Below are 21491 nucleotides of genomic sequence, written 5' to 3' on the forward strand. Positions count from 1 at the left end.
CTTTCGGGTTATGTCCTATTGTCAAATGCGCTGAGAAGCAGACATATCTGCGTGCTATACTTTCGGGTTCCCATTGCGCCGAGTGCTCGATTCAGACATCGAGACGTTCTTGCTTGAGTCCCCGAGCGAGCGACTACGGATTGCGCGAGCACCTTCGAAACTCGTCGAAGCTCGCACCGACGGCGCCCAACTGTACAGATCCTATGACTCGCGCCCTCCGCAACATCGCCATCATTGCCCACGTCGACCACGGCAAGACTACGCTCGTCGACCAGCTTCTCCGCCAGTCCGGCACGTTCCGGGAAAACCAGGCGGTCGTCGAACGCGTCATGGACTCGAACGACATCGAAAAGGAACGTGGCATCACGATTCTTGCGAAGAACTGCGCGGTGGAATACGAAGGCACGCACATCAATATCGTCGACACGCCCGGACACGCGGACTTCGGCGGCGAAGTGGAGCGCGTGCTCTCGATGGTCGACTCGGTGCTCCTGCTCGTCGATGCCGTCGAAGGCCCGATGCCGCAAACGCGCTTCGTGACAAAGAAGGCGCTGGCGCTTGGTTTGAAGCCGATCGTCGTGATCAACAAGGTGGACCGTCCGGGCGCGCGTATCGACTGGGTGATCAACCAGACGTTCGATCTCTTCGACAAGCTCGGCGCCACCGAAGAACAGCTCGACTTCCCGATCGTCTACGCGTCGGGCCTGAATGGCTATGCCGACCTGAACCCCGAAGTGCGCGAAGGCACGATGCGCCCGCTCTTTGAAGCGATCCTGGAGCACGTGCCGGTCCGCCCGTCGGATCCGGACGCGCCGCTGCAACTGCAAATCACGTCGCTCGACTATTCGACCTACGTCGGCCGGATCGGCGTCGGGCGCGTCGCGCGCGGGCGTATCCGCCCGGGCATGGCGGTCGCCGTGCGTTCGGGCCCGGACGGCGCGATCATCAACCGCAAGATCAACCAGGTGCTGTCGTTCCGTGGTCTCGAGCGCGTGCAGGTCGAGGAAGCGCAGGCGGGCGACATCGTTTTGATCAACGGTATCGATGAAATCGGCATCGGCGTTACGATTTGCGCACCGGAAGCGCCGGAAGCGCTGCCCATGATCACCGTCGACGAACCGACGCTCACGATGAACTTCCTCGTGAATTCGTCGCCGCTTGCGGGTCGTGAAGGCAAGTTCGTGACGAGCCGCCAGATCCGCGATCGTCTGATGAAGGAACTGAATCACAACGTCGCACTGCGTGTGAAGGAAACCGGCGACGAAACCACGTTCGAAGTGGCGGGCCGCGGCGAACTGCACCTGACGATTCTCGTCGAGAACATGCGTCGCGAAGGCTATGAGCTTGCGGTATCGCGTCCGCGCGTGGTGATGCATGAGGTCGACGGCGTGAAGCACGAGCCGTACGAAAACCTGACGGTCGACATGGAAGATTCGCACCAGGGCGGCGTAATGGAAGAACTCGGCCGCCGCAAGGGCGAAATGCTCGATATGGCGTCGGACGGCCGAGGCCGCACGCGTCTCGAATACAAGATCGCGGCACGTGGCCTGATCGGCTTCCAGGGCGAGTTCCTGACGCTCACGCGCGGCACGGGCCTGATGAGCCACACGTTCGATTCCTACGCGCCGGTGAAGGAAGGCGCGGTCGGCGAGCGCCGCAACGGCGTGCTGATCTCGCAGGACGACGGCGCGGCCGTCGCCTATGCGCTGTGGAAGCTGCAGGACCGAGGCCGCATGTTCGTGTCGCCGGGCGATGCGCTGTACGAAGGCATGATCATCGGCATTCACAGCCGCGACAACGACCTCGTCGTGAACCCGATCAAGGGCAAGCAGCTGACCAACGTGCGCTCTTCCGGCACCGACGAAGCCGTGCGCCTCGTGCCGCCGATCCAGATGTCGCTGGAATACGCAGTCGAATTCATCGACGACGACGAACTCGTCGAAGTAACGCCGCAATCGATTCGTCTGCGCAAGCGTCATCTGAAGGAACACGAGCGCCGCCGCGCGAGCCGCGAAGGCGCAGTCGACTGAGTTCGACAGCCTCGCTAATAGTGTTTACCAAGCCGCCTTCGGGCGGCTTTTTCGTTGGCTGAAGCGCTTCAAAGCACTCTTGTTTTATTCATCGAACGCCCGCACATGCTCGTTGCGAGAGGGCGTGAGGTGCGACCATCGGCTATATCGACTATGTGTTCTGTGCTATGCTAGTCAGATGTTTTGCCGCTTTTTAGGTCCTTCCAAGCAGACTTGATTCGCGCAATCCGCTAAACGGTCAGGCCGTGTCGCGGAAGGTTTCTTAACCCGCTATTTCTCGAGAAACTCGAAGAAAGGTGAGCGTAAAAATGATGAAGCAATTCCAGCTGAACTCTTATCTGTTCGGCGGCAATGCTCCGTACGTCGAAGAACTGTACGAAGCCTACCTGGATAATCCCGCGTCCGTCCCGGACACCTGGCGTGATTATTTCGACGCGTTGCAGAACGTGCCGGCCTCCGATGGCACGAATCACAACGACGTGGCCCACGGCCCGATCGTCGAATCGTTCGCACAGCGCGCGAAGGCCAACGCCTTCATCCCGCGCGAAAGCACGGGCGACCTCGCCACCGCGCGAAAACAAGTCTACGTTCAATCCCTGATCGGCGCGTACCGGTTCCTCGGCTCGCAATGGGCGAATCTCGACCCCCTCAAGCGCCGCGAACGTCCGCATATCCCCGAGCTCGAACCCGCGTTCTACGACTTCACCGAGTCGGACATGGACCAGACGTTCCATGCGCAGAACCTGTACTTCGGCTTCGAGCAGGCGTCGTTGCGCGAGATCGTCAAGGCGTTGCGCGACACGTACTGCGGCACGCTCGGCGCTGAATTCATGTACATCAGCGATCCGGAACAGAAGCGCTGGTGGAAGGAACGCCTCGAATCGATCCGCTCGACACCGAATTTCTCGAACGAGAAGAAGAAGCACATTCTTCAACGCCTTACGGCGTCGGAAGGGCTGGAGCGCTTCCTTCACACCAAGTACGTCGGCCAGAAGCGCTTCTCGCTGGAAGGTGGCGAGAGCTTTATCGCGTCGATGGATGAGGTCGTGCGTCACGCGGGCGCGGCGGGCGTGCAGGAAATCATCATCGGCATGGCTCACCGCGGGCGCCTGAACGTCCTCGTGAACACGCTCGGCAAGATGCCGGCCGATCTCTTCGCCGAATTTGAAGGCAAGCACGTCGACGACCTCCCGGCCGGCGACGTCAAATACCACAAGGGCTTCTCGTCTGACGTCTCGACCGACGGTGGCCCGGTGCATCTCTCGCTCGCGTTCAATCCGTCGCACCTCGAAATCGTCAACCCGGTGGTCGAAGGGTCGTCGAAGGCGCGCATGGACCGTCGCGGCGACGAAAATGGCATGCAAGTGCTGCCGGTCCAGATCCACGGCGACGCGGCCTTCGCGGGCCAGGGCGTGGTGATGGAAACGCTGAACCTCGCGCAAACGCGCGGCTACGGCACGCACGGCACGCTGCACATCGTCATCAACAACCAAATCGGCTTCACGACGTCGGACCCGCGCGATTCGCGCTCGACGCTGTATTGCTCGGACGTGGCGAAGATGATCGAGGCGCCGGTGCTGCACGTGAACGGCGACGATCCCGAAGCGGTCGTGCTCGCCACCCAGCTTGCCATCGACTTCCGGATGCAGTTCCACAAGGATGTCGTGGTCGACATTATCTGCTTCCGCAAGCTCGGCCACAACGAGCAGGACACGCCTGCCGTCACGCAGCCGCTGATGTACAAGACGATCGCGAAGCACCCGGGCACCCGCGCGCTGTATGCGGAAAAGCTCGTGCAGCAGGGCGTGATCACGGCTGAAGACGCTGACAACTTCGTCAAGGCGTACCGCCAGGCGATGGACGAAGGCCATCACACCATCGATCCAGTGCTCTCGAACTTCAAGAGCAAGTACGCGGTGGACTGGGTGCCGTTCCTTAACCGCAAGTGGACCGACGCCGCCGATACAGCCGTCCCGCTCGCGGAGCTGAAGCGCCTCGCCGACCGCATCACGACGATCCCCGACAACTTCAAGCTGCATCCGCTCGTCGAGCGCGTGATCAACGATCGCCGCGCGATGGGTCGGGGCGAGTCGAAGCTCGACTGGGGCATGGGCGAGCATCTGGCCTACGCGTCGCTCGTGGCATCGGGTTATGCCGTGCGCCTGACGGGCCAGGACTCGGGCCGCGGCACGTTCACGCACCGCCACGCCGTTCTGCACGATCAGAACCGCGAGCGCTGGAACGACGGCACGTACATCCCGCTGCAGAACATCGCCGAAGGTCAGGCGAAGTTCACGGTGATCGACTCGGTGCTGTCGGAAGAAGCGGTGCTCGGGTTCGAGTACGGCTATTCGACGGCCGAGCCGAATACGCTCGTCGCGTGGGAAGCGCAGTTCGGCGACTTCGTGAACGGCGCGCAGGTCGTGATCGACCAGTTCATCTCGTCGGGCGAAGTGAAGTGGGGCCGCGTCTCGGGTCTCACGATGCTGCTGCCGCACGGCTATGAAGGCCAGGGTCCGGAGCACTCGTCGGCGCGTATCGAGCGCTTCCTGCAGCTGTGCGCGGATCACAATATGCAAGTGGTCCAGCCGACCACACCGGCGCAGATCTTCCACCTGCTGCGCCGCCAGATGATCCGCTTGTTCAGGAAGCCGCTGATCATCGCGACGCCGAAGTCGCTGCTGCGTCACAAGGAAGCGGTGTCGGATCTGTCGGAACTCGCGAAGGGTTCGTTCCAGCCGGTGATCGGCGAAGTGGACGACGCTATCGAGCCGAAGAAGGTCAAGCGCGTGGTGGTGTGCTCGGGCCGCGTGTATTACGACCTCGTCGCGCATCGCCGGGAAGCGAAGTCGAACGATGTCGCGATCGTGCGTATCGAGCAGTTGTATCCGTTCGCTCACAAGCAGTTCGACGCGGAACTCAAGAAGTACGAAAACGCGGCCGAAGTGGTCTGGGTGCAGGACGAACCGCAGAACCAGGGCGCCTGGTTCTATGTCGAGCACCATCTGCGCGACGGCATGAAGGAAGGTCAGAAGCTGGCTTACAGCGGACGTCCGGCTTCGGCGTCGCCGGCGGTCGGTTACTACGCGAAGCACTACGAGCAGCAGAAGGCGCTGGTCGAAGGCGCGTTCGGCCGCCTGAAGGGCGCGCAGACGATCGCGAAGTAAGCGCAAGGCGTAAAGGATCGGGCGGTTTTAGACAAACTTCCCGATCCGCTCGTGTGGCCGCATTGCGGCGCTCGCAATCGATCGATGCGCGCAGCAGCCACGGAGTTCGTTCTCACAAGACACGTATTAGGACAATTCAGAATGGCTATCGTAGAAGTCAAGGTTCCCCAGCTTTCCGAATCGGTTTCGGAAGCCACGATGCTGCAGTGGAAGAAGAAGCCCGGTGAAGCCGTCGCGCAAGACGAAATCCTCATCGAAATCGAAACCGACAAGGTCGTGCTGGAAGTGCCGGCGCCGTCCGCCGGCGTGCTCGCGCAAGTGATCAAGCATGACGGCGACATCGTCGTCGCCGACGAAATCATCGCGAAGATCGACACGGAAGCGAAAGCGGGCGAAGCGCCTGCCGCCGTCGCCGCGGCGGGCGACGCCGAAGTAAAGCCGGCCCCGGTGGCGGCCGAAGCCGCACCGGCCGCGCAAGCCGCGCAGGCCACGGGTTCGAGCAGCGCCGCATCGCCGGCCGCGGGCAAGATCCTGGCTGAGAAGGGCCTGTCGAACGATCAGGTGTCGGGCTCGGGCCGCGACGGCCGCATCACGAAGGGCGACGCGCTCGCCGCGACGCAAGGCGCGCCGGCTGTCCCGACCACGAGCGCGCCCGCTGCGAAGCCCGCGCCCGCACCGGCTGCGAAGGCCGCCAAGCCGGCGCTGCCGGACGTGAAGGCGCCGACTTCCGCCGACCAGTGGCTGAAGGACCGCCCGGAGCAGCGCGTGCCGATGTCGCGCCTGCGTGCGCGGATCGCCGAGCGTCTGCTCGAATCGCAGCAGACCAACGCCATCCTGACGACGTTCAACGAAGTCAACATGGCGCCGGTCATGGACCTGCGCAACAAGTACAAGGACCGCTTCGAGAAGGAACATGGCGTGAAGCTCGGCTTCATGTCGTTCTTCGTGAAGGCCGCCGTCCACGCGCTGAAGAAGTTCCCGCTGGTGAACGCGTCGATCGACGGTAACGACATCGTCTATCACGGCTACTTCGACATCGGTATCGCGGTCGGTTCGCCGCGCGGCCTGGTGGTGCCGATCCTGCGCAACGCCGACCAGATGAGCCTCGCCGACATCGAGAAGAAGATCGCCGAATTCGGCCAGAAGGCGAAGGACGGCAAGCTGTCGATCGAGGAAATGACGGGCGGCACGTTCTCCATCTCGAACGGTGGCGTGTTCGGCTCGATGCTCTCGACGCCGATCATCAACCCGCCGCAGTCCGCGATTCTCGGCGTGCACGCGACGAAGGAACGCGCCGTGGTCGAAAACGGCCAGATCGTGATCCGTCCGATGAACTATCTGGCGCTGTCTTATGACCACCGGATCATCGATGGCCGCGAAGCCGTGCTGTCGCTCGTCGCGATGAAGGACGCGCTGGAAGATCCGGCCCGCCTGCTGCTCGATCTGTAAAAAACATTCAAGGACGCACGGCGCGCGCGATAGGCTCGCGCGCGCCGCGACGCCAACAAAAGAAGGAAAGTCATGTCCAAGGAATTTGACGTCGTCGTGATCGGCGCCGGCCCCGGCGGCTATATCGCGGCGATCCGCGCAGCGCAGCTCGGCAAATCGGTTGCGTGTATCGAAAAGTGGAAGAACCCGGCCGGCGCGCTGAAGCTCGGCGGCACGTGCCTGAACGTGGGCTGCATTCCGTCGAAGGCGCTGCTCGCGTCGTCGGAGGAATTCGAGAACGCGACGAAGCATCTCGGCGACCACGGCATCAGCGTGTCGGACGTGAAGCTCGACGTCACGAAAATGCTTGCTCGCAAGGAAGGCATCGTCGAGAAGATGACGAAGGGCATCGAGTTCCTGTTCCGCAAGAACAAGATCACGTGGCTCAAGGGCCACGGCAAGTTCACCGGCAAGACGGACGCCGGCGTGCAGATCGAAGTGTCGGGCGAGGGCGAGACCGAGACCGTGACCGCGAAGAACGTGATCATCGCGACGGGTTCGAAGGCGCGCCATCTGCCGAACATTCCGGTCGACAACCGAATCGTCGCCGACAACGAAGGCGCGCTCTCGTTCGACGCCGTGCCGAAGAAGCTCGCCGTGATCGGCGCGGGCGTGATCGGCCTGGAGCTAGGCTCGGTGTGGCGCCGTCTCGGGTCGGACGTGACTGTGCTCGAAGCGCTGCCGGCGTTCCTGGGCGCGTGCGACGACGCACTCGCGAAGGAAGCCGCCAAGCAGTTCAAGAAGCAGGGCCTCGACATTCACCTCGGCGTGAAGATCGGCGAAGTGAAGACGACCGACAACAGCGTCTCGCTCGCCTACACCGACAAGGACGGCAACGCGCAGACGCTGGACGCGGACCGCCTGATCGTGTCGATCGGCCGCGTGCCAAACACCGACAACCTCGGTCTGGAAGCGATCGGCCTGAAGGCGGACGAGCGCGGGTTCATCCCCGTCGACGACCATTGCGCGACCAGCGTGCCGAACGTGTACGCGATCGGCGACGTCGTGCGCGGCCCGATGCTCGCCCACAAGGCGGAAGACGAAGGCGTGCTGGTGGCCGAGATCATCGACGGCCAGAAGCCGCATATCGACTACAACTGCATTCCGTGGGTGATCTACACCGAGCCGGAGATCGCATGGGTCGGCAAGACCGAGCAGCAGTTAAAGGCCGAAGGACGCGAGATCAAGTCGGGCCAGTTCCCGATGATGGCCAACGGCCGCGCGCTCGGCATCAACAAGGCGGAAGGTTTCGTCAAGATGATCGCCGACGCCAAGACCGACGAGATCCTCGGCGTGCACATCATCGCGGCGGACGCGTCGGACCTGATCGCCGAAGCCGTGGTTGCGATGGAGTTCAAGGCGGCGTCGGAAGACATTGGCCGCATTTGCCATCCGCATCCGTCGCTGTCGGAAGTGATGCGTGAAGCGGCACTCGCCGTCGACAAGCGCGCGCTCAACATGTAACGCCCGGCAGTGCACGAAGCACCACGACGAAGGCGGGCGGGAGCCATCCCGCTCGCCTTCGTCATATCCAAAGGTCACATGCGGGCCACATTCGCGGCATCATGAACGTCAACGAATATTACGAACACGAACTGCAGACGCGCGGTTACCAGTCGGACGAGGCGCAGCTCGTGGCGGTCGAACGCCTGCAGCGCTGCTACGACGAATGGACCGCGTACAAGGCGCGCCGTTCGAACGCGCTGAAGAAGTTTCTCGTGCGTCCGGATCTGCCGCGCGGCGTGTACCTGTGGGGCGGCGTAGGACGTGGCAAGAGCTTTCTGATGGACAGCTTTTTCGCGGTCGTGCCGGTGCAGAGAAAGACGCGCTTGCATTTCCACGAGTTCATGCGCGAGGTGCATCGCGAACTGGAGGATCTGAAGGGCCAGGCCGATCCGCTCGACGAACTCGCGCGGCGCATTGCAAAGCGCTATCGGCTGATCTGTTTCGATGAATTTCACGTCTCCGATATCGCGGACGCGATGATTCTTTACCGGCTGCTCGACCGGCTGTTCAACAACGGCGTGCAGTTCGTGATGACGTCCAACTACCATCCCGACACGCTCTATCCCGAAGGCCTGCATCGCGACCGGCTGCTGCCCGCGATCGAGCTGATCAAGACCAACCTCGACGTGCTCAACGTCGATGCCGGCACGGACTACCGCAAGCGCACGCTCTCGCAGGTGACGGCGTACCACACGCCGCTCGGCGCCGCGGCGGATCAGGCGTTGCGCGCCGATTTCGCGAAGCTCGCCGCCGTCCCCGATGAAAGCCCGCTGCTGCATATCGAAAAGCGCGAGCTGAAGGCGCTGCGCCGTGCCGACGGCGTCGTCTGGTTCGATTTCGCGACGCTCTGCGGCGGCCCGCGCTCGCAGAACGACTATCTGGAACTCGCGAGCCGCTTTCACGCGGTGATCCTCTCGGACGTGCCGCAGATGTCGCCGCGCATGGCATCCGAGGCGCGCCGCTTCACGTGGCTCATCGACGTCTTCTACGACCACAAGGTGAAACTGCTGATGTCGGCGGCGGTGCCGGCGGAGCAGCTGTACGTCGAAGGGCCGATGGCGAACGAGTTCGCGCGGACGGTTTCGCGCATCGTCGAGATGCAGTCGAAGGAGTATCTGGAGACGCCGCGGCGCATCGTCGATACTTCGCTTACCTGAATACGAGTATCAAAAATGCCGGGCGAACCAATTGGCAAAAGGCTCCGGCTCAATTTGAAGATTCGGACGTATCTGATACCGACGCTTTGGGGCGGCCGGTATCTTCCGTACACACCTAATTGTGTATGGAGATGATCATGAAGCGCTATCGCGACATGACCGATGAAGAATGGCAGATGGTCGCAGCGCTGCTTCCCGAATTGCGTCCCCGCGCCGAGTTGCGTGGGCGGCCGTTGGCGAACACGCGTGCCGTGCTCAATGGCGTCTTGTGGGTGATGTACAGCGGCGCGTCGTGGTCCACGCTGCCGCGCAAATATCCGTCTTATCAGACGTGTCATCGGCGCTTCAAAACGTGGCATGACTCGGGCGTGTTGTCACGCGTGATGGTCCAGTTGTTCGGACCGGCGGGCGAGAGCCTCTATTCGCTGATGACCTCGCGCATGCGCGTGCCGGGCAGCGTCCCCGAGGTCGCGATGGAAGGCGCAGCACAGGTCCACGAGATCGTGCCTGCCACACCGGATATCGTGCCGCCGCGTTTCGTGCCGGACATTGTGCGCCGCGCGGCTTGAGATTCGCCGCATCGGTATCGGTATCTGCGTTCAGCGGATAGAACCGGCCAAAGACGAACGTCTTTGGCCGGTTTTTTTCATGTTTGCGGCTGATCAGTCACTGCTGACGCACCCACGTCTGCGAGCGTCCCAAAAGCGCCACGCCGATATACCCCCGCACCACCAGTTTCTGCCCGCCATCTTCGAGACGCATCTTGCACTTGTAGAGCTTGCCGCTCTCCGGGTCGAGAATCTGGCCGCCTTCCCAGTCGCTGCCGCTGGGCTTCATCCCGGTAATGATCGTCATGCCCTTGATCAACTGGTCCTTGCGCGAATCGGTGCAAGCCGTGCAGCGGCGCTCCGGCTTGTCGTGCTCTCCGAGTCCCTGAATGATCTTGCCCGACAGATTGCCGCCGCCGTCGTCGATGATCTGCACGAGCGCCTTCGCCTGGCCGGTGTTGTCGTCGATGGTTTGCCACAGGCCCGCCGGTGAATTCGACTGAGCCGCGGCGATCGTCGCCGATACGAAAAGCGCCGACGCGATCGTCATGCGCGCCAAAGCGCTTCCGGTGAAACGGGTCATGCTTCCTCCCTTGCGAAAACGCGTCTCTGGCGCGCGGTGTTGGTGTGGTGCCGTAGAGAATCCGCGCGTCCTGGCCGGCCAGCATACGTGAATGCGGCGGCATCGTTTTGTAGTATGGGCTCTAGGCCTCTTTGAGGAACTCGCTCAGCTTCGGTGCTGAAGCGCCGCTGTGAGCGTCGCGAAAGTGCGGTCGTCGGTGCGATCAAAGTGCAGCGGCGTCACCGAGACGCGTCCGGATGCGACCACCGCCGTCTCGCTATCCGGCGCATTGGCGCGCGGCCCGCGCTGGAAGCGCAGCCAGTGATACGGCAGGCCTCGCGGATCGGTCTCGCTCAGCACGTCGATGCCCTCGACCAGACCGACGCCCTGATTCGTCGGCGTAAGGGGGCCGGCGGCCGAGGCATCGCAGTCGGGAAAATTGACGTTGAGGCACGTCGGCGCGTCGTGGGAGATGTCGAGCAACTGGCGGATCACGCCCGGCGCGAGCGTGCGCGCCGTGTCCCAGCGGACGTTTTCGCGATCGGTGAAGGCCTGCGAAAGCGCGATCGACGGCAAGCCGAGCAGGAGGCCCGTCATCGCCGCGCCGACGGTGCCGGAGAACATCGTCTCGACGCCGAGGTTCGCGCCGCGGTTGATGCCTGAGAGCACGAGCGTAGGCGGTGCGTCCTTCATCAGATGGCGCGCGGCCATCACGACGCAGTCGCCGGGAGTGCCTTGAACGCCGAAGCGCCGCTCGCCCTGACGGCTCACGCGTAGCGGCGAATGCAGGCTGATCGAATGCGAGGTGCCGCTCTGGTCGTGTTCGGGCGCGATGACCCAGACTTCCTCGGCGAGTTCCGCCGCGACGGCTTCGAGGACGGCGAGGCCGGGGGCGTCGATGCCGTCGTCGTTGGTGAGCAGAACACGTTGAACAATGGGTCGTGCGGACATCGCGGATCTCTCCTGTCGATCAGAGTTAGCGCTTGCTCTGATCCCGTGCAACGTAGTTGCAATCGAATTGGCCTAAGCCGACCGATTATTGCAGAGATCGCAACCTCCCGCGCCGCCACGCTTACTTCACGCCGAGCCCGCGCAAGATCGCGTTGCCGTCCTCAGTGAGACGCACGGTTTTCTCGCCGGCGTCCTGCGACAGCGTCTCGACATACCCATATTCCTGGAGCGAAGCGACATCGGGCGTCGCAGCGATGGCATTGATCGGCCCGTGCCACAAAAGCAGCAGCGTGGCGATTTCGTGATGACTGAGCAGGCGCTTGATGGCTCGGACGGGAGCCGATTTTGGCCGGAGGTTCATGAGCGAACTCCTCTATTCACATGGCGATGTGGGCGGCGGCGGCCGCGGCGTTTTCGGTGGAGTGCGGGCAATGTATCGGCCGATTCTTAGGCGAAACTTAAATCAATCCAGGCCGGTGTTTCAGCATATGTCACGACCCGCGACGCCTTCGTGTCAGAACCGATAGGCGGGATTGCGCGGGTCGAACGTCTGGTCGTCGAAGGTCTTTGGCACCACGTTCTGGAACACGATGCTTTCGAAGATATTGCCGTCGTTGTCGAACGATTCCACCGAGCGGAACCACGGCCGCTCCAGGTCGAGCCCCAGAATCTCCTTCTTCGCGTAGAACTCGGGCTGGCCGGTCGGCGTCTCGTAAGTAAACGCGACGACCCGCGCGCCTTCGATCGTCTTCACCTCGATGCGGCTCGCGCGCGTGACGCCCGCCTCGGCGAACTTCCGCCCCTCGGCGAGAAACTGCCGCGTGATGTATTCGACGCCCAGGTCTCGCACCGAATGATTCGACTGCGCCCGCGCGAGCGGCCCGTGCAGCGACGCCCACAGCGGCACGACGCCGAGCAGCCCGCCGAGATGGCCGTAGACCTGGTCGGGGCGCGTCGAATCGTCGTAGATCAGTTCCTGGCCTGCGTGCGCGCCGTCGGGCAGCCACCGCGCATAGATGCGCAGCGGCTCGCGCGTGAGGCGCACGAGCATGTGGTCGGGGCGGTCTGGCCAGACGCCGCGGATGCGCTCGCGCCGCACGAGCGTGAATTCGTAAGACGGGTAGCCGTTCGGTCCCTGCTTCAGATAGCGAGGCAGCGTGAGCGGATCGAGCGACTCGAAGAGCGCGACGAGGTCCGCGTCGCCCATGCTCGCGAGCAGGCCGCTGCGGGCGGCGCGCGAGAGCCAGCGCACCTGTTCGTCGAGCGGCAGTTTGCCCGCTTGCGACGGCGCGACGGTCGGCGGCGATGGTTTTTCAGCCGTGAGCGCCGCGCCGGCGGCGGAGGTGGCGGCGGCCGTCGGCAGCGCGTCGGTGGCGGTCTGCGCCGATGCCGCGGACGACCAGACGAAAGCGCAGGCGAGCAAAACGGCTGAGGCCAGCGATCGCCTGAGTCGCGCATCCGGCATGAAGGGAATCTCCGTGAACTAAGCCTTCGATTTGGCGATTTCCGCGTCGCGCAGTTCGCGGCGCAAGATCTTGCCGATCGTCGTCTGCGGCAACGTGTCGCGGAATTCGACGGCGGTGGGGCGCTTGTAACCCGTCAGGTGTAAACGGCTGAAAGCGATCACTTCTTCCTCGGTCAGCGATTTATCGCGCGGGACGATGAAGACCTTCACGCGCTCGCCGGTGACCGGGTCGGGCACGCCGATCGCCGCGACCGAGCGCACTTTCGGGTGCATTGCGAGGACATCCTCGATCTCGTTCGGATACACGTTGAAGCCGGACACGATGATCATGTCCTTCTTGCGGTCGATCAGGCGGATGAAGCCTCGCGCGTCCATTACGGCGATGTCGCCGGTCGCGAGCCAGCCGTTCGCATCGATGACTTTCGCCGTCTCGTCGGGGCGGTTCCAGTAGCCGTTCATCACTTGCGGGCCCTTCACGCACAGCTCACCCGGTTCGTCGATGCCGGCCCACGCGCCGTCGTCGCGGCGCATGCGCACGAGCGTAGCGGGCGCGGGCACGCCGACCGAACCGTCAAATTCCTGCTGCCGGCCGACGGCGACCGGCGTCATCGCGACGATCGGCGAGCATTCGGTGAGCCCGTAGCCCTCGACGATCGGCTGCCCGGTCACTTCGCGAAAGCGTTCCGCGACGGCCTTCTGCGTCGCCATGCCGCCCGCCATCGCGAGCCTGAGCTTCGAGAAATCGCGGCTGCGGAACTCTTCGTTGTCGAGGAACGCGCAGTAGAGCGTGTTGAGCGCGGTGATGCAGGTGAATGTCTCGTGTCGCAGGACGCGCATCATGGTTTTCGTGTCGCGCGGATTCGCGATCAGGATGTTGCGCCCACCGATGCCCACGAAAATCAGCGCGTTCACCGTCAGCGAATAGATGTGATAGAGCGGCAGCGGCGTGAGTACGGTCGCGATGTCGCCTTTCAACTGCTCCTCGGCCCAGGCCTTCGCCTGCAGCAGGTTCGCGATCACATTTCGGTGCGTAAGCATCGCGCCTTTCGCGACGCCCGTCGTGCCGCCGGTGTATTGCAGGAACGCGATGTCGCCGTGGCCGCTCCGCACCGGTTCGAGCCTGCGCCGCTTGCCTTCGGCCAGGGCGTCGAGAAGCCGTATCGTCTGGGGCAGGTCGTACGCGGGCACCACCTTCTTCACATGCCGCAGCACGAAATTGAGCGCGTGGCCCTTCAGGTTGAGGCCGTCGGAAAGCAGATCGCCGAGCGCGGTCACGATGACGTGCTTCACCTTCGTGCCCGGCAGCGCATCCTGTAGCGTCTTCGCGAAGGTTTCGAACACGACGATCGTCTGCGCGCCGCTGTCCTTCAGTTGATGCGCGAGTTCGCGCGCGGTATAGAGCGGATTGACGTTGACGACGATCGCGCCCGCGCACAGCGTGCCGAAGAGCGTGACGGGATACTGGAACGTGTTCGGCATCATCAGCGCGACGCGGTCGCCGGGCTTCACGCCGATGCCCTGCAGATACGCGGCGAACGCGTGCGCCTTCTTGCCGAGCGCCTCGAAGGTGAGTTCGGCGCCGACGCTCACATAGGCCACGCGCTCGCGGTACGTCTCGACGCATTCGTCGAAGAAATGCACGAGCGACCGATAACGCGACAAATCGATGTCATGCGGCACGCCCGGCGGATACGACGCGTACCAGATCCCGTCGGTGCTGTGCGAGTCGGACGCGCCCGGCAGGGGCGGTACGTCTAGCGGATTCATCTGCGGTCTCCCTTGACGCCGCGTTGTTGTTCGAGTCGTGATGCGCGCCTAACGTTCCGCTGACAGCGTGCGGTCAGATTACCGCGCGTTCCAGAATCGCGACGACGCCCTGGCCGCCCGCCGCGCAAATCGAGATCAGGCCGCGCGGCGGCTGGCCGTCGGCGCGGGCGGGCGCCTTCGCGAGCATCTTCGCCAGGTTGCCGACGATCCGGCCGCCGGTCGCGGCGAACGGGTGGCCTGTAGCAAGCGAGCCGCCGTTGACGTTCACCCGTGCCCGGTCGATCGAGCCGAGCGGCCCGGCGAGGCCGAGCTGCGTGCGGCAGTATTCGTCGTCTTCCCAGGCGGCGAGCGTGCACAGCACTTGCGCCGCGAAGGCTTCGTGGATTTCGTAGAAGTCGAAGCTGTCGAGTGTCAGCGGCGCGCGCGCCAGCATGCGCGGCACGGCATAGGCGGGCGCCATCAGCAGGCCTTCCTTCTTGTCGATGTAGTCGACGGCGGCGGTCTCCGAAAAGCTCAGGTACGCCAGCACGGGCAGGTTGCGCGCGGCGGCCCATTCCTCCGAGGCGAGCATCACGACCGACGCGCCGTCGGTGAGCGGCGTCGAATTGCCGGCGGTGAGCGTGCCGGCGTCGCGGTCGAAGACGGGCTTGAGCGCCGTGAGCTGGTCGAGCGTGATGTCGGGGCGCAGGTTGTTGTCGCGTGAGAGGCCCTTGTACGGCGTCATCAGGTCGTTGAACCAGCCGCGGTCGTAGGCGGCCGCGAGCTTGCGATGACTCTCGAAGGCGAGCGCGTCCTGCGCTTCGCGGGAGATTTTCCAGCGCTTCGCCATCAGCTCGCAGTGTTCGCCCATCGAAAGGCCGGTGCGCGGCTCGGCGTTGCGCGGCAGCGTCGGCTTGAAGAGCATGCCGGGGCGCAGCTTCGCGAGGGCGCCGATGCGCTGTCCGGCCGAGCGTCCGCGATTCGCCTCCAGCAGGATCTTGCGCATGCGCTCGTTCACGCCGATCGGCGCATCGGACGTCGTGTCGACGCCGCCCGCGATGCCCGCGTCGATCTGCCCGAGCGCGATCTTGTTCGCCACGAGGATCACCGTTTCGAGGCCGGTGCCGCACGCCTGCTGGACGTCGTAGGCGGGCGTTTCCTTCGCGAGCGTGGTCGAGAGGAGCGCCTCGCGCGTCAAGTTGAAGTCGCGCGAATGCTTGATGACCGCGCCCGCCGCGACTTCGCCGAGCCGCACGCCGTGCAGGTCGTAGCGGTCGATGAGCGCCTGCAGCGTGAAGCTCAGCATGTCTTGGTTCGATGCCGTCGCGTACGCCGTGTTCGAGCGCGAGAACGGAATCCGGTTGCTGCCGACGATCGCGACGCGGCGCACGGCGGGAAGGGCGGAGGCGGTCATTTCAATTCCCATTCGAACTGTCCGCGAAGATGCGGTTTGTCACCGGCCAGGTCGCGGACTTCGAAGTCGCGCTGGGTGGGCGAAGGCGCCGCGCTCCACAGCGTGGTTTCTCCGGGCAGGAAGATCGGCAGCTTGAAGTCGCCGTGAGCGCGCGCGGCGGCGAGCGTCTTCGATGGCTGGAGCGCCGCGAGCGTGCGGCCGAGCGTCCACATCCCGTGGGCGATTGCGCGCGGAAAACCGAACGCCTTGGCGCTCAAGGCGTGCAGATGGATCGGGTTGAAGTCGCCGGACGCCCTCGCGTAGTCGCGGCCGAGTTGCGCCGGAAGCTGCCAGCGGGCTTCGCGAGCCAGTAGCGGTGCGGGCGGACGCGCTTCGGCGGGCGGCGCGTTCGTCGTCTGTCCGCGCGCGGTGCGCTTCAAATAAACGCTGTCGCCATCCCAGACCGCTTCGCCGCGCCGGTAGATGCGCGTGTGCAGCGTGAACGCCTGACCCTTTTCGTGCGCGACGACCGGACCGCTTTCTACCTCGATCCGCAGATTCTGCCCGACGGACAACGCCCGCCGCAGCCAGACCGTGTTCGCCAGATGCACGAGCCCGACGGCGGGCCACGGAAACGTCGGATCGGTGAGCAGCATCAGATGCAGTGGAAACGCGAGCACGTGCGGGAAGGTGAGCGGCACGCCATGCTCGGGGATGAAGCCGCACACGCGCGCATAGCGGCCGATCTGCTCGGGATCGAGCGCGACGTCGGGCCGCACGAGCCGCAGCGCCGGCACTTCCGCCGACGCATGCGGACGCTTCAAGAGCCCCGGCAACGCGCGCCCGTAGAGCTTCGCCGGCGGCGGCAGCGCATCGACGACGATCGTGCGCGCCCGCTGGATCGGGAGAGCCTGCATCGTCAGGCTCCGATCAGACTCTGGCCGCATACGCGCACCAACTGTCCGCTGATGCCGGCCGACGCCGGATTCGCGAGCCACCCGATCGTTTCGGCGACATCGACCGGCTGGCCGCCCTGGCTCATCGAATTCATGCGGCGTCCGGCCTCGCGGATGCCGAGCGGAATGCGCGCGGTCATCTGTGTTTCGATGAAGCCCGGCGCGACTGCGTTGATCGTGATGCCGCGCGGCTGCAGCACGCGCTCCATGCTCGCGACGCGCCCGATCACGCCCGCCTTCGAGGTCGCGTAGTTCGTCTGCCCGTGGTTCCCGGCGATCCCGCTGATCGACGACACGCCGATGATCCGCCCGCCGTCGTGCAGCACGTTCTGCGCGAGCAGGGCGTCGTCGATGCGCTCCTGCGCCGAGAGGTTGATGTCGATCACGCTGTCCCAGGCGGCCTGCGTCATTTTCGCGATGGTCCGGTCGCGCGTGATGCCCGCGTTGTGCACGACGATGTCGATGCCGCCCAGCGCAAGGAGCGCCGCCGCGAGCTCGACAGGCGCTTCGGGCGCGCCGATGTCGGCGAGCAGCGCGGCGTGGACGCCACCCGAGGGCGACGCGTCCTCGATGCCGAGCATCGTCTGATCGAGCGCGTCCTTGGCGGCCGGCACGTCGAGGCCGATCGTGTGCGCGCCGAGCGCGGCCAGCACGGCGGCGATCGATGCGCCGATGCCGCGCGCCGCGCCCGTCACGAGCGCGCGCTTGCCAGTAAGAGGCTTCGACCAGTCGGAGGGCGCTGTAAAGGATGCGGCCTCGATCCGCACGACTTGCCCCGACACATAAGCCGAGCGCGGCGACAAAAAGAACCGCAACGCGCCTTCGAAGCTGGCGCCTTCGGCCACCTGCAGCAGATTCGATGTGATGCCGTGGCGAGCCTCCTTGCCGAGCGAGCGCGCCATGCCTTCGAGCGCGCGCTGCGCGGTCCACGCGCGCGGGCTCGCGCAGGTCTCGGGCGGCCGTCCGAGCACGACGATGCGCCCGCTTTTCGCCACCGAGCGGATGCCGTCGTGAAAAAAGCCGTAGAGCTTCGTGAGTTCCGTGCTGTCGGCGATGCCGGTGCCATCGAAGATCAGCGCCTCGACGCGGTCGCTCGCGTTCGCGTCGGGCGCCTGCGGCTCGAAGCGTCCGCTCATCGCGCCGTGCTCGTTGGCGAGCGGCAGCCAGCCGCGCGCGCTTTCGTGCGCGACGCCCGTCATGCCGACCGACCGCAGCACGTCGATCAGTGCATCGAAAAGCGCCGGCGACGGCCCCGCGCCGATCGCGGCCATCCCGCCGAACTCGGGCCGGTCCGCGCGATGTCGGCGCAGCACCTCGGGGCGCGGCAAGCCGATGGACCGGGCGACGCCCGCCCCGAACGATGAATTCACGAAGTCGAGATAGCGGTCTCTCATGATCTCAGGCAATTACCTCTTCCGGTTCCCGCTCGAGCGCGGCCTTGCGCTTCTGCAATGCTTCGAGCATACCGAAATCGGCGGGGAAGTCATCGACCTTCAGCACTTCGGCGCCGTATCGCGCGTAGTCGGCGAGCACCTGGCGGTCGGCGGCATCGATGAAGCCGCGCCGTTCGGCGTCGATCGCCCAGGCGTCCAGGTCGGGCAGGCTTTGCGGGATCGCCTCCAGTTCGCCCGATTTCACCGCGTGCCGCAGCTTGCGCTCGATTTCCGTGAAGCGCGGGTTCAGCGCGAGAATCAGCTCGGCGTACCCGAGCGGGTCGATGTCGGAGGTCGGCGCGTAGGAATCGGCGATCAGGCGCTCGCGGGCGTCGCCGGGCGTCTGCATCAAATCGGCGATGGAGCTTGCGAGCGTATCGCGTGGCACGCGGCGCAGCGTGCCGAACGGGAACGCGAGCATCCGCACGAAGACAGCGATCGCGCGGTTCGGATAGTTGTCGAGGACACCGTCGATCGCGGCGTGCGCCTGCTGCAGCGCATCCTCGACGCCCCAGGCGACAAGCGGCAGGTCGCGCTCGGGACGGCCGTCGTCCTCGAAGCGCTTGAGCGTCGCGGAGATCAGATAGAGCTGCGAGAGCACATCGCCGAGCCGCGCCGACAATCGCTCGCGACGCTTCAGGTCGCCGCCGAGCGCGAGCATCGAAATGTCGGCGAGCAGCGCGAACGCCGACGAGAGCCGCGTTGCCGCGCGATAGTACGGCGCGAGGCGCGGATCGGCGCGTCTGGGCCGCGGAATCAAGCGCGCGCCGCCGAGCGCGAACACGAAACTGCGCATCGCGTTCGATGCCACGAAGCTCGCGTGGCCGAAGAACGCGGCATCGAAATCGGCGAGGGCGCGGGCGGCGTCGGGCTCGCGGGTCGCAGCCATCTCCTTTAGCACGTACGGATGGCAGCGGATCGCGCCTTGTCCGAAGATGATCAGACAGCGCGTAAGAATGTTCGCCCCTTCAACGGTGATCGAGATAGGAACCTGCTGATAGGCGCGCGCGAGGAAATTTGACGGCCCCATGCAGATACCCTTGCCCGCGACGACGTCCATGCCGTCGTTGATCACCTTCCGCGCGCGTTCGGTGATGTGGTACTTCGCGATAGCGGAGATGACGGACGGCTTCTCACCGAGATCGACGGCTTGCGCGGAGAGCTTGCGGGCCGCGTCCATCACATAGAGGTTGCCGCCCATGCGCCCGAGCGCTTCCTGCACGCCCTCGAAGCGTCCGACGGCCGTGCGGAACTGCCGCCGCACCGCCGCGTAGGCGCCCGTGCCGCGCACGGCGAGCTTCGCCATCCCGACATTCGACGACGGCAGCGAGATCGCCCGGCCCGCCGCGAGGCATTCCATCAGCATGCGCCAGCCGTTGCCGACCTGCGCGCGGCCGCCGATCACCCAGTCGATCGGGACGAAGACGTCACGCCCCCAGTTCGGGCCGTTCTGGAACACCGCGTTGAGCGGCCAGTGACGCCGTCCGATGTTTACGCCAGGGTGACTCGTCGGGATCAGCGCGCAGGTGATGCCGGCTTCGTCGTCCGTGCCGAGAAGGTGGTCGGGGTCGAGCGCGCGGAAGGCCAGGCCGAGCACCGTCGCGATCGGGCCGAGCGTGATGTAGCGCTTGTTCCAAGTCACGCGAAAGCCGAGCGTCTCGCGGCCTTCATGCATGCCCCGGCAGACGATGCCGACGTCGGGAATCGCGGCGGCGTCCGACCCGGCGTAGGGGCTCGTCAGCGCGAAGCAAGGGATTTCCTCGCCGCGCGCGAGACGCGGGAGGTAGTGGTTCTTCTGCTCTTCGGTGCCGTAGTGCATCAGCAATTCGGCGGGACCGAGCGAGTTCGGCACCATCACCGAGACAGCCGCGGCGGAGCAGCGGGTCGCGAGCTTCATGATCACTTGCGAGTGAGCGTAGGCGGAGAACTCGCGGCCGCCGTACTGCTTGGGGATGATCATGCCGAGAAAGCCGTTGTCCTTGACATAAGCCCATGTCTCCGGGGAGAGGTCCTGCCAGATGGCGGTGGTGTCCCAGTCGTCGGCGAGGTCGCAGAGGCGCGTGCATTCGCTGTCGATGAAGTGCTGTTCTTCTTGCGATAGCTTGGCCGGGCCGTGGGCGAGGAGCGAGTCCCAGTGCGGACGGCCGGAGAAAAGGGCGGCGTCCCACCAGACCGTTCCGGCTTCGATGGCGTCGCGCTCGGTCGGGGACATTTGGGGGAGCATCTTGCGGAAGAGGTTCAGTGCGCGCTGGCTGAGGAGCGTGCGGCGCAGGGGTTTGATCGTCAGCACGAGGGCTGGCGCGACGAAGAGCAGGGTGAGGAGGGTTGTTGCAAGCGGGCCTGTGATGCCGGTGAGCCAGCCGGTAGCCACCCAGATGACCGTCCAGGCAAGCCATGCAAGGGCGTTCGCTTGCATGAAGACGAGCGCGCTACCCACTACGATGAACGCGACCACGAAGCCTGCTGTCATGTAGATTCCTCCTTCACAGTGTCCTCTTGTTCTACTACAGAACAGGTCAGGAGGTGCAGCAGGGTATGTTCCCGAAGTCTAGAGGCGGCCGTCGGAAAAGGAGCGCAGAAAGCAGAAAGGCTCAGGCTCGTCGCCGAGCCCTTTGAAGTCACAGATCGAGGAACGCTTTGACTGCGTATTTCGCAGCATCGAATTCTTCTTCGGTCGCTACTTCATCGTCGAATTTGAGTTCTCTTGCCTTGAAGGAAATCGATTTGATCTGGTCGACTAATGCAACGCCCAGTCTCGCGAGACTGGAGAGCGGGATTTCCGTCTCCCAGCCCCGAACGGTCGACGTGATCGGCAGGCCGACCACGCGGCCCGTCGAGTCGTTCACTTCGGCATCGGTGATGACGAGAACGGCGCGGTAACCGTCCTGTTCATTGCCGTTGCCCTGACCCACGTAAAGCCGAATGATGTCACCGGCATCCGGTATTTAGTTTTGCATGCGTCACCTTGCCTTACCGTTCATCGAAACGCGTCAGGCCATCGGGGCGGGTCTCCATCGATTGATTTGAGCGAATAGCAATGCAGCCGGGAAACCTATAGCGCACCGGCCGCAGAGGGACGCCCGTCAAGG

Annotated in this window: 16 protein-coding genes; 6 read left to right on the forward strand and 10 right to left on the reverse strand. The window is 64.5% G+C overall.

Annotation, left to right across the window (positions count from 1 at the left end; translation table 11 throughout):
- Positions 1-203: 203 nt before the first annotated feature.
- The 6 genes from typA (at position 204) to AWB67_RS39520 (ending at position 9917) form a co-directional block, all read left to right on the forward strand.
- Positions 204-2030, forward strand: coding sequence for a translational GTPase TypA (typA, locus tag AWB67_RS11660; RefSeq protein WP_087656398.1), 1827 nt, complete (start codon positions 204-206; stop codon positions 2028-2030).
- A gap of 308 nt (positions 2031-2338) precedes the next feature.
- The gene (locus AWB67_RS11665; RefSeq protein WP_087656399.1) at positions 2339-5197 is read left to right on the forward strand and encodes a 2-oxoglutarate dehydrogenase E1 component; all 2859 of its coding nucleotides are present in this window, start codon (positions 2339-2341) and stop codon (positions 5195-5197) included.
- A 141-nt stretch (positions 5198-5338) separates the two neighbouring features.
- A complete protein-coding gene (gene odhB / locus AWB67_RS11670; protein ID WP_087656400.1) occupies positions 5339-6646 on the forward strand; it encodes a 2-oxoglutarate dehydrogenase complex dihydrolipoyllysine-residue succinyltransferase in 1308 nt (435 codons plus the stop codon).
- 72 nt (positions 6647-6718) lie between these two features.
- Positions 6719-8149: a dihydrolipoyl dehydrogenase gene (lpdA, locus tag AWB67_RS11675; protein WP_087656401.1), complete on the forward strand. Its 1431-nt coding sequence runs from the start codon at positions 6719-6721 to the stop codon at positions 8147-8149.
- A 101-nt stretch (positions 8150-8250) separates the two neighbouring features.
- The gene (zapE, locus tag AWB67_RS11680) at positions 8251-9348 is read left to right on the forward strand and encodes a cell division protein ZapE (protein WP_087656402.1); all 1098 of its coding nucleotides are present in this window, start codon (positions 8251-8253) and stop codon (positions 9346-9348) included.
- Positions 9349-9485: 137 nt separating this feature from the next.
- Positions 9486-9917: a transposase gene (locus AWB67_RS39520; RefSeq protein ID WP_159964832.1), complete on the forward strand. Its 432-nt coding sequence runs from the start codon at positions 9486-9488 to the stop codon at positions 9915-9917.
- 97 nt (positions 9918-10014) lie between these two features.
- Here AWB67_RS39520 and AWB67_RS11690 read toward each other — a convergent pair whose 3' ends face one another.
- From AWB67_RS11690 to AWB67_RS11735, 10 genes are all read right to left on the reverse strand, one after another.
- On the reverse strand, positions 10015-10479 hold the full coding sequence (locus tag AWB67_RS11690) for a DUF2147 domain-containing protein (protein WP_087656403.1): 465 nt from the start codon (positions 10477-10479) through the stop codon (positions 10015-10017).
- Between the two features lie 144 nt (positions 10480-10623).
- Entirely contained in the window at positions 10624-11409 is a 786-nt protein-coding gene (gene surE, locus AWB67_RS11695; RefSeq protein ID WP_087656404.1) for a 5'/3'-nucleotidase SurE, read from the reverse strand.
- A 121-nt stretch (positions 11410-11530) separates the two neighbouring features.
- Positions 11531-11770, reverse strand: coding sequence for a hypothetical protein (locus tag AWB67_RS11700; RefSeq protein ID WP_087656405.1), 240 nt, complete (start codon positions 11768-11770; stop codon positions 11531-11533).
- A gap of 153 nt (positions 11771-11923) precedes the next feature.
- Complete coding sequence (locus tag AWB67_RS11705) at positions 11924-12874, reverse strand: DUF1571 domain-containing protein (protein WP_087656406.1); 951 nt, start codon at positions 12872-12874, stop codon at positions 11924-11926.
- Between the two features lie 18 nt (positions 12875-12892).
- Positions 12893-14641, reverse strand: a complete 1749-nt coding sequence (locus tag AWB67_RS11710; RefSeq protein WP_087656407.1) for an AMP-binding protein — start codon at positions 14639-14641, stop codon at positions 12893-12895.
- A gap of 73 nt (positions 14642-14714) precedes the next feature.
- On the reverse strand, positions 14715-16034 hold the full coding sequence (locus AWB67_RS11715) for an acetyl-CoA C-acetyltransferase (protein ID WP_087656408.1): 1320 nt from the start codon (positions 16032-16034) through the stop codon (positions 14715-14717).
- Positions 16031-16930, reverse strand: a complete 900-nt coding sequence (locus tag AWB67_RS11720) for a MaoC family dehydratase (RefSeq protein WP_087656409.1) — start codon at positions 16928-16930, stop codon at positions 16031-16033. The genes AWB67_RS11715 and AWB67_RS11720 overlap by 4 nt, the downstream gene beginning before the upstream one ends.
- A gap of 2 nt (positions 16931-16932) precedes the next feature.
- Complete coding sequence (locus AWB67_RS11725; RefSeq protein WP_087656410.1) at positions 16933-18363, reverse strand: 3-oxoacyl-ACP reductase; 1431 nt, start codon at positions 18361-18363, stop codon at positions 16933-16935.
- 4 nt (positions 18364-18367) lie between these two features.
- Positions 18368-20872, reverse strand: a complete 2505-nt coding sequence (locus AWB67_RS11730) for an acyl-CoA dehydrogenase (RefSeq protein ID WP_087656411.1) — start codon at positions 20870-20872, stop codon at positions 18368-18370.
- Positions 20873-21020: 148 nt separating this feature from the next.
- Positions 21021-21347 carry a type II toxin-antitoxin system PemK/MazF family toxin gene (locus AWB67_RS11735; protein ID WP_327365721.1) on the reverse strand — a complete coding sequence of 109 codons (327 nt, stop codon included), beginning with the start codon at positions 21345-21347 and terminating at the stop codon, positions 21021-21023.
- Between the last annotated feature and the right edge of the window lie 144 nt (positions 21348-21491).

It is taken from the genome of Caballeronia terrestris (assembly GCF_001544515.1).
Lineage (GTDB): Bacteria > Pseudomonadota > Gammaproteobacteria > Burkholderiales > Burkholderiaceae > Caballeronia > Caballeronia terrestris.

Bases quoted from the DNA above. Each gene is read 5' to 3' on its own strand.
- typA (WP_087656398.1), top strand. From the start codon at position 204: ATGACTCGCGCCCTCCGCAACATCGCCATCATTGCCCACGTCGACCAC.
- AWB67_RS11665 (WP_087656399.1), top strand. From the start codon at position 2,339: ATGATGAAGCAATTCCAGCTGAACTCTTATCTGTTCGGCGGCAATGCT.
- odhB (WP_087656400.1), top strand. From the start codon at position 5,339: ATGGCTATCGTAGAAGTCAAGGTTCCCCAGCTTTCCGAATCGGTTTCG.
- lpdA (WP_087656401.1), top strand. From the start codon at position 6,719: ATGTCCAAGGAATTTGACGTCGTCGTGATCGGCGCCGGCCCCGGCGGC.
- zapE (WP_087656402.1), top strand. From the start codon at position 8,251: ATGAACGTCAACGAATATTACGAACACGAACTGCAGACGCGCGGTTAC.
- AWB67_RS39520 (WP_159964832.1), top strand. From the start codon at position 9,486: ATGAAGCGCTATCGCGACATGACCGATGAAGAATGGCAGATGGTCGCA.
- AWB67_RS11690 (WP_087656403.1), bottom strand. From the start codon at position 10,479: ATGACCCGTTTCACCGGAAGCGCTTTGGCGCGCATGACGATCGCGTCG.
- surE (WP_087656404.1), bottom strand. From the start codon at position 11,409: ATGTCCGCACGACCCATTGTTCAACGTGTTCTGCTCACCAACGACGAC.
- AWB67_RS11700 (WP_087656405.1), bottom strand. From the start codon at position 11,770: ATGAACCTCCGGCCAAAATCGGCTCCCGTCCGAGCCATCAAGCGCCTG.
- AWB67_RS11705 (WP_087656406.1), bottom strand. From the start codon at position 12,874: ATGCCGGATGCGCGACTCAGGCGATCGCTGGCCTCAGCCGTTTTGCTC.
- AWB67_RS11710 (WP_087656407.1), bottom strand. From the start codon at position 14,641: ATGAATCCGCTAGACGTACCGCCCCTGCCGGGCGCGTCCGACTCGCAC.
- AWB67_RS11715 (WP_087656408.1), bottom strand. From the start codon at position 16,034: ATGACCGCCTCCGCCCTTCCCGCCGTGCGCCGCGTCGCGATCGTCGGC.
- AWB67_RS11720 (WP_087656409.1), bottom strand. From the start codon at position 16,930: ATGCAGGCTCTCCCGATCCAGCGGGCGCGCACGATCGTCGTCGATGCG.
- AWB67_RS11725 (WP_087656410.1), bottom strand. From the start codon at position 18,363: ATGAGAGACCGCTATCTCGACTTCGTGAATTCATCGTTCGGGGCGGGC.
- AWB67_RS11730 (WP_087656411.1), bottom strand. From the start codon at position 20,872: ATGACAGCAGGCTTCGTGGTCGCGTTCATCGTAGTGGGTAGCGCGCTC.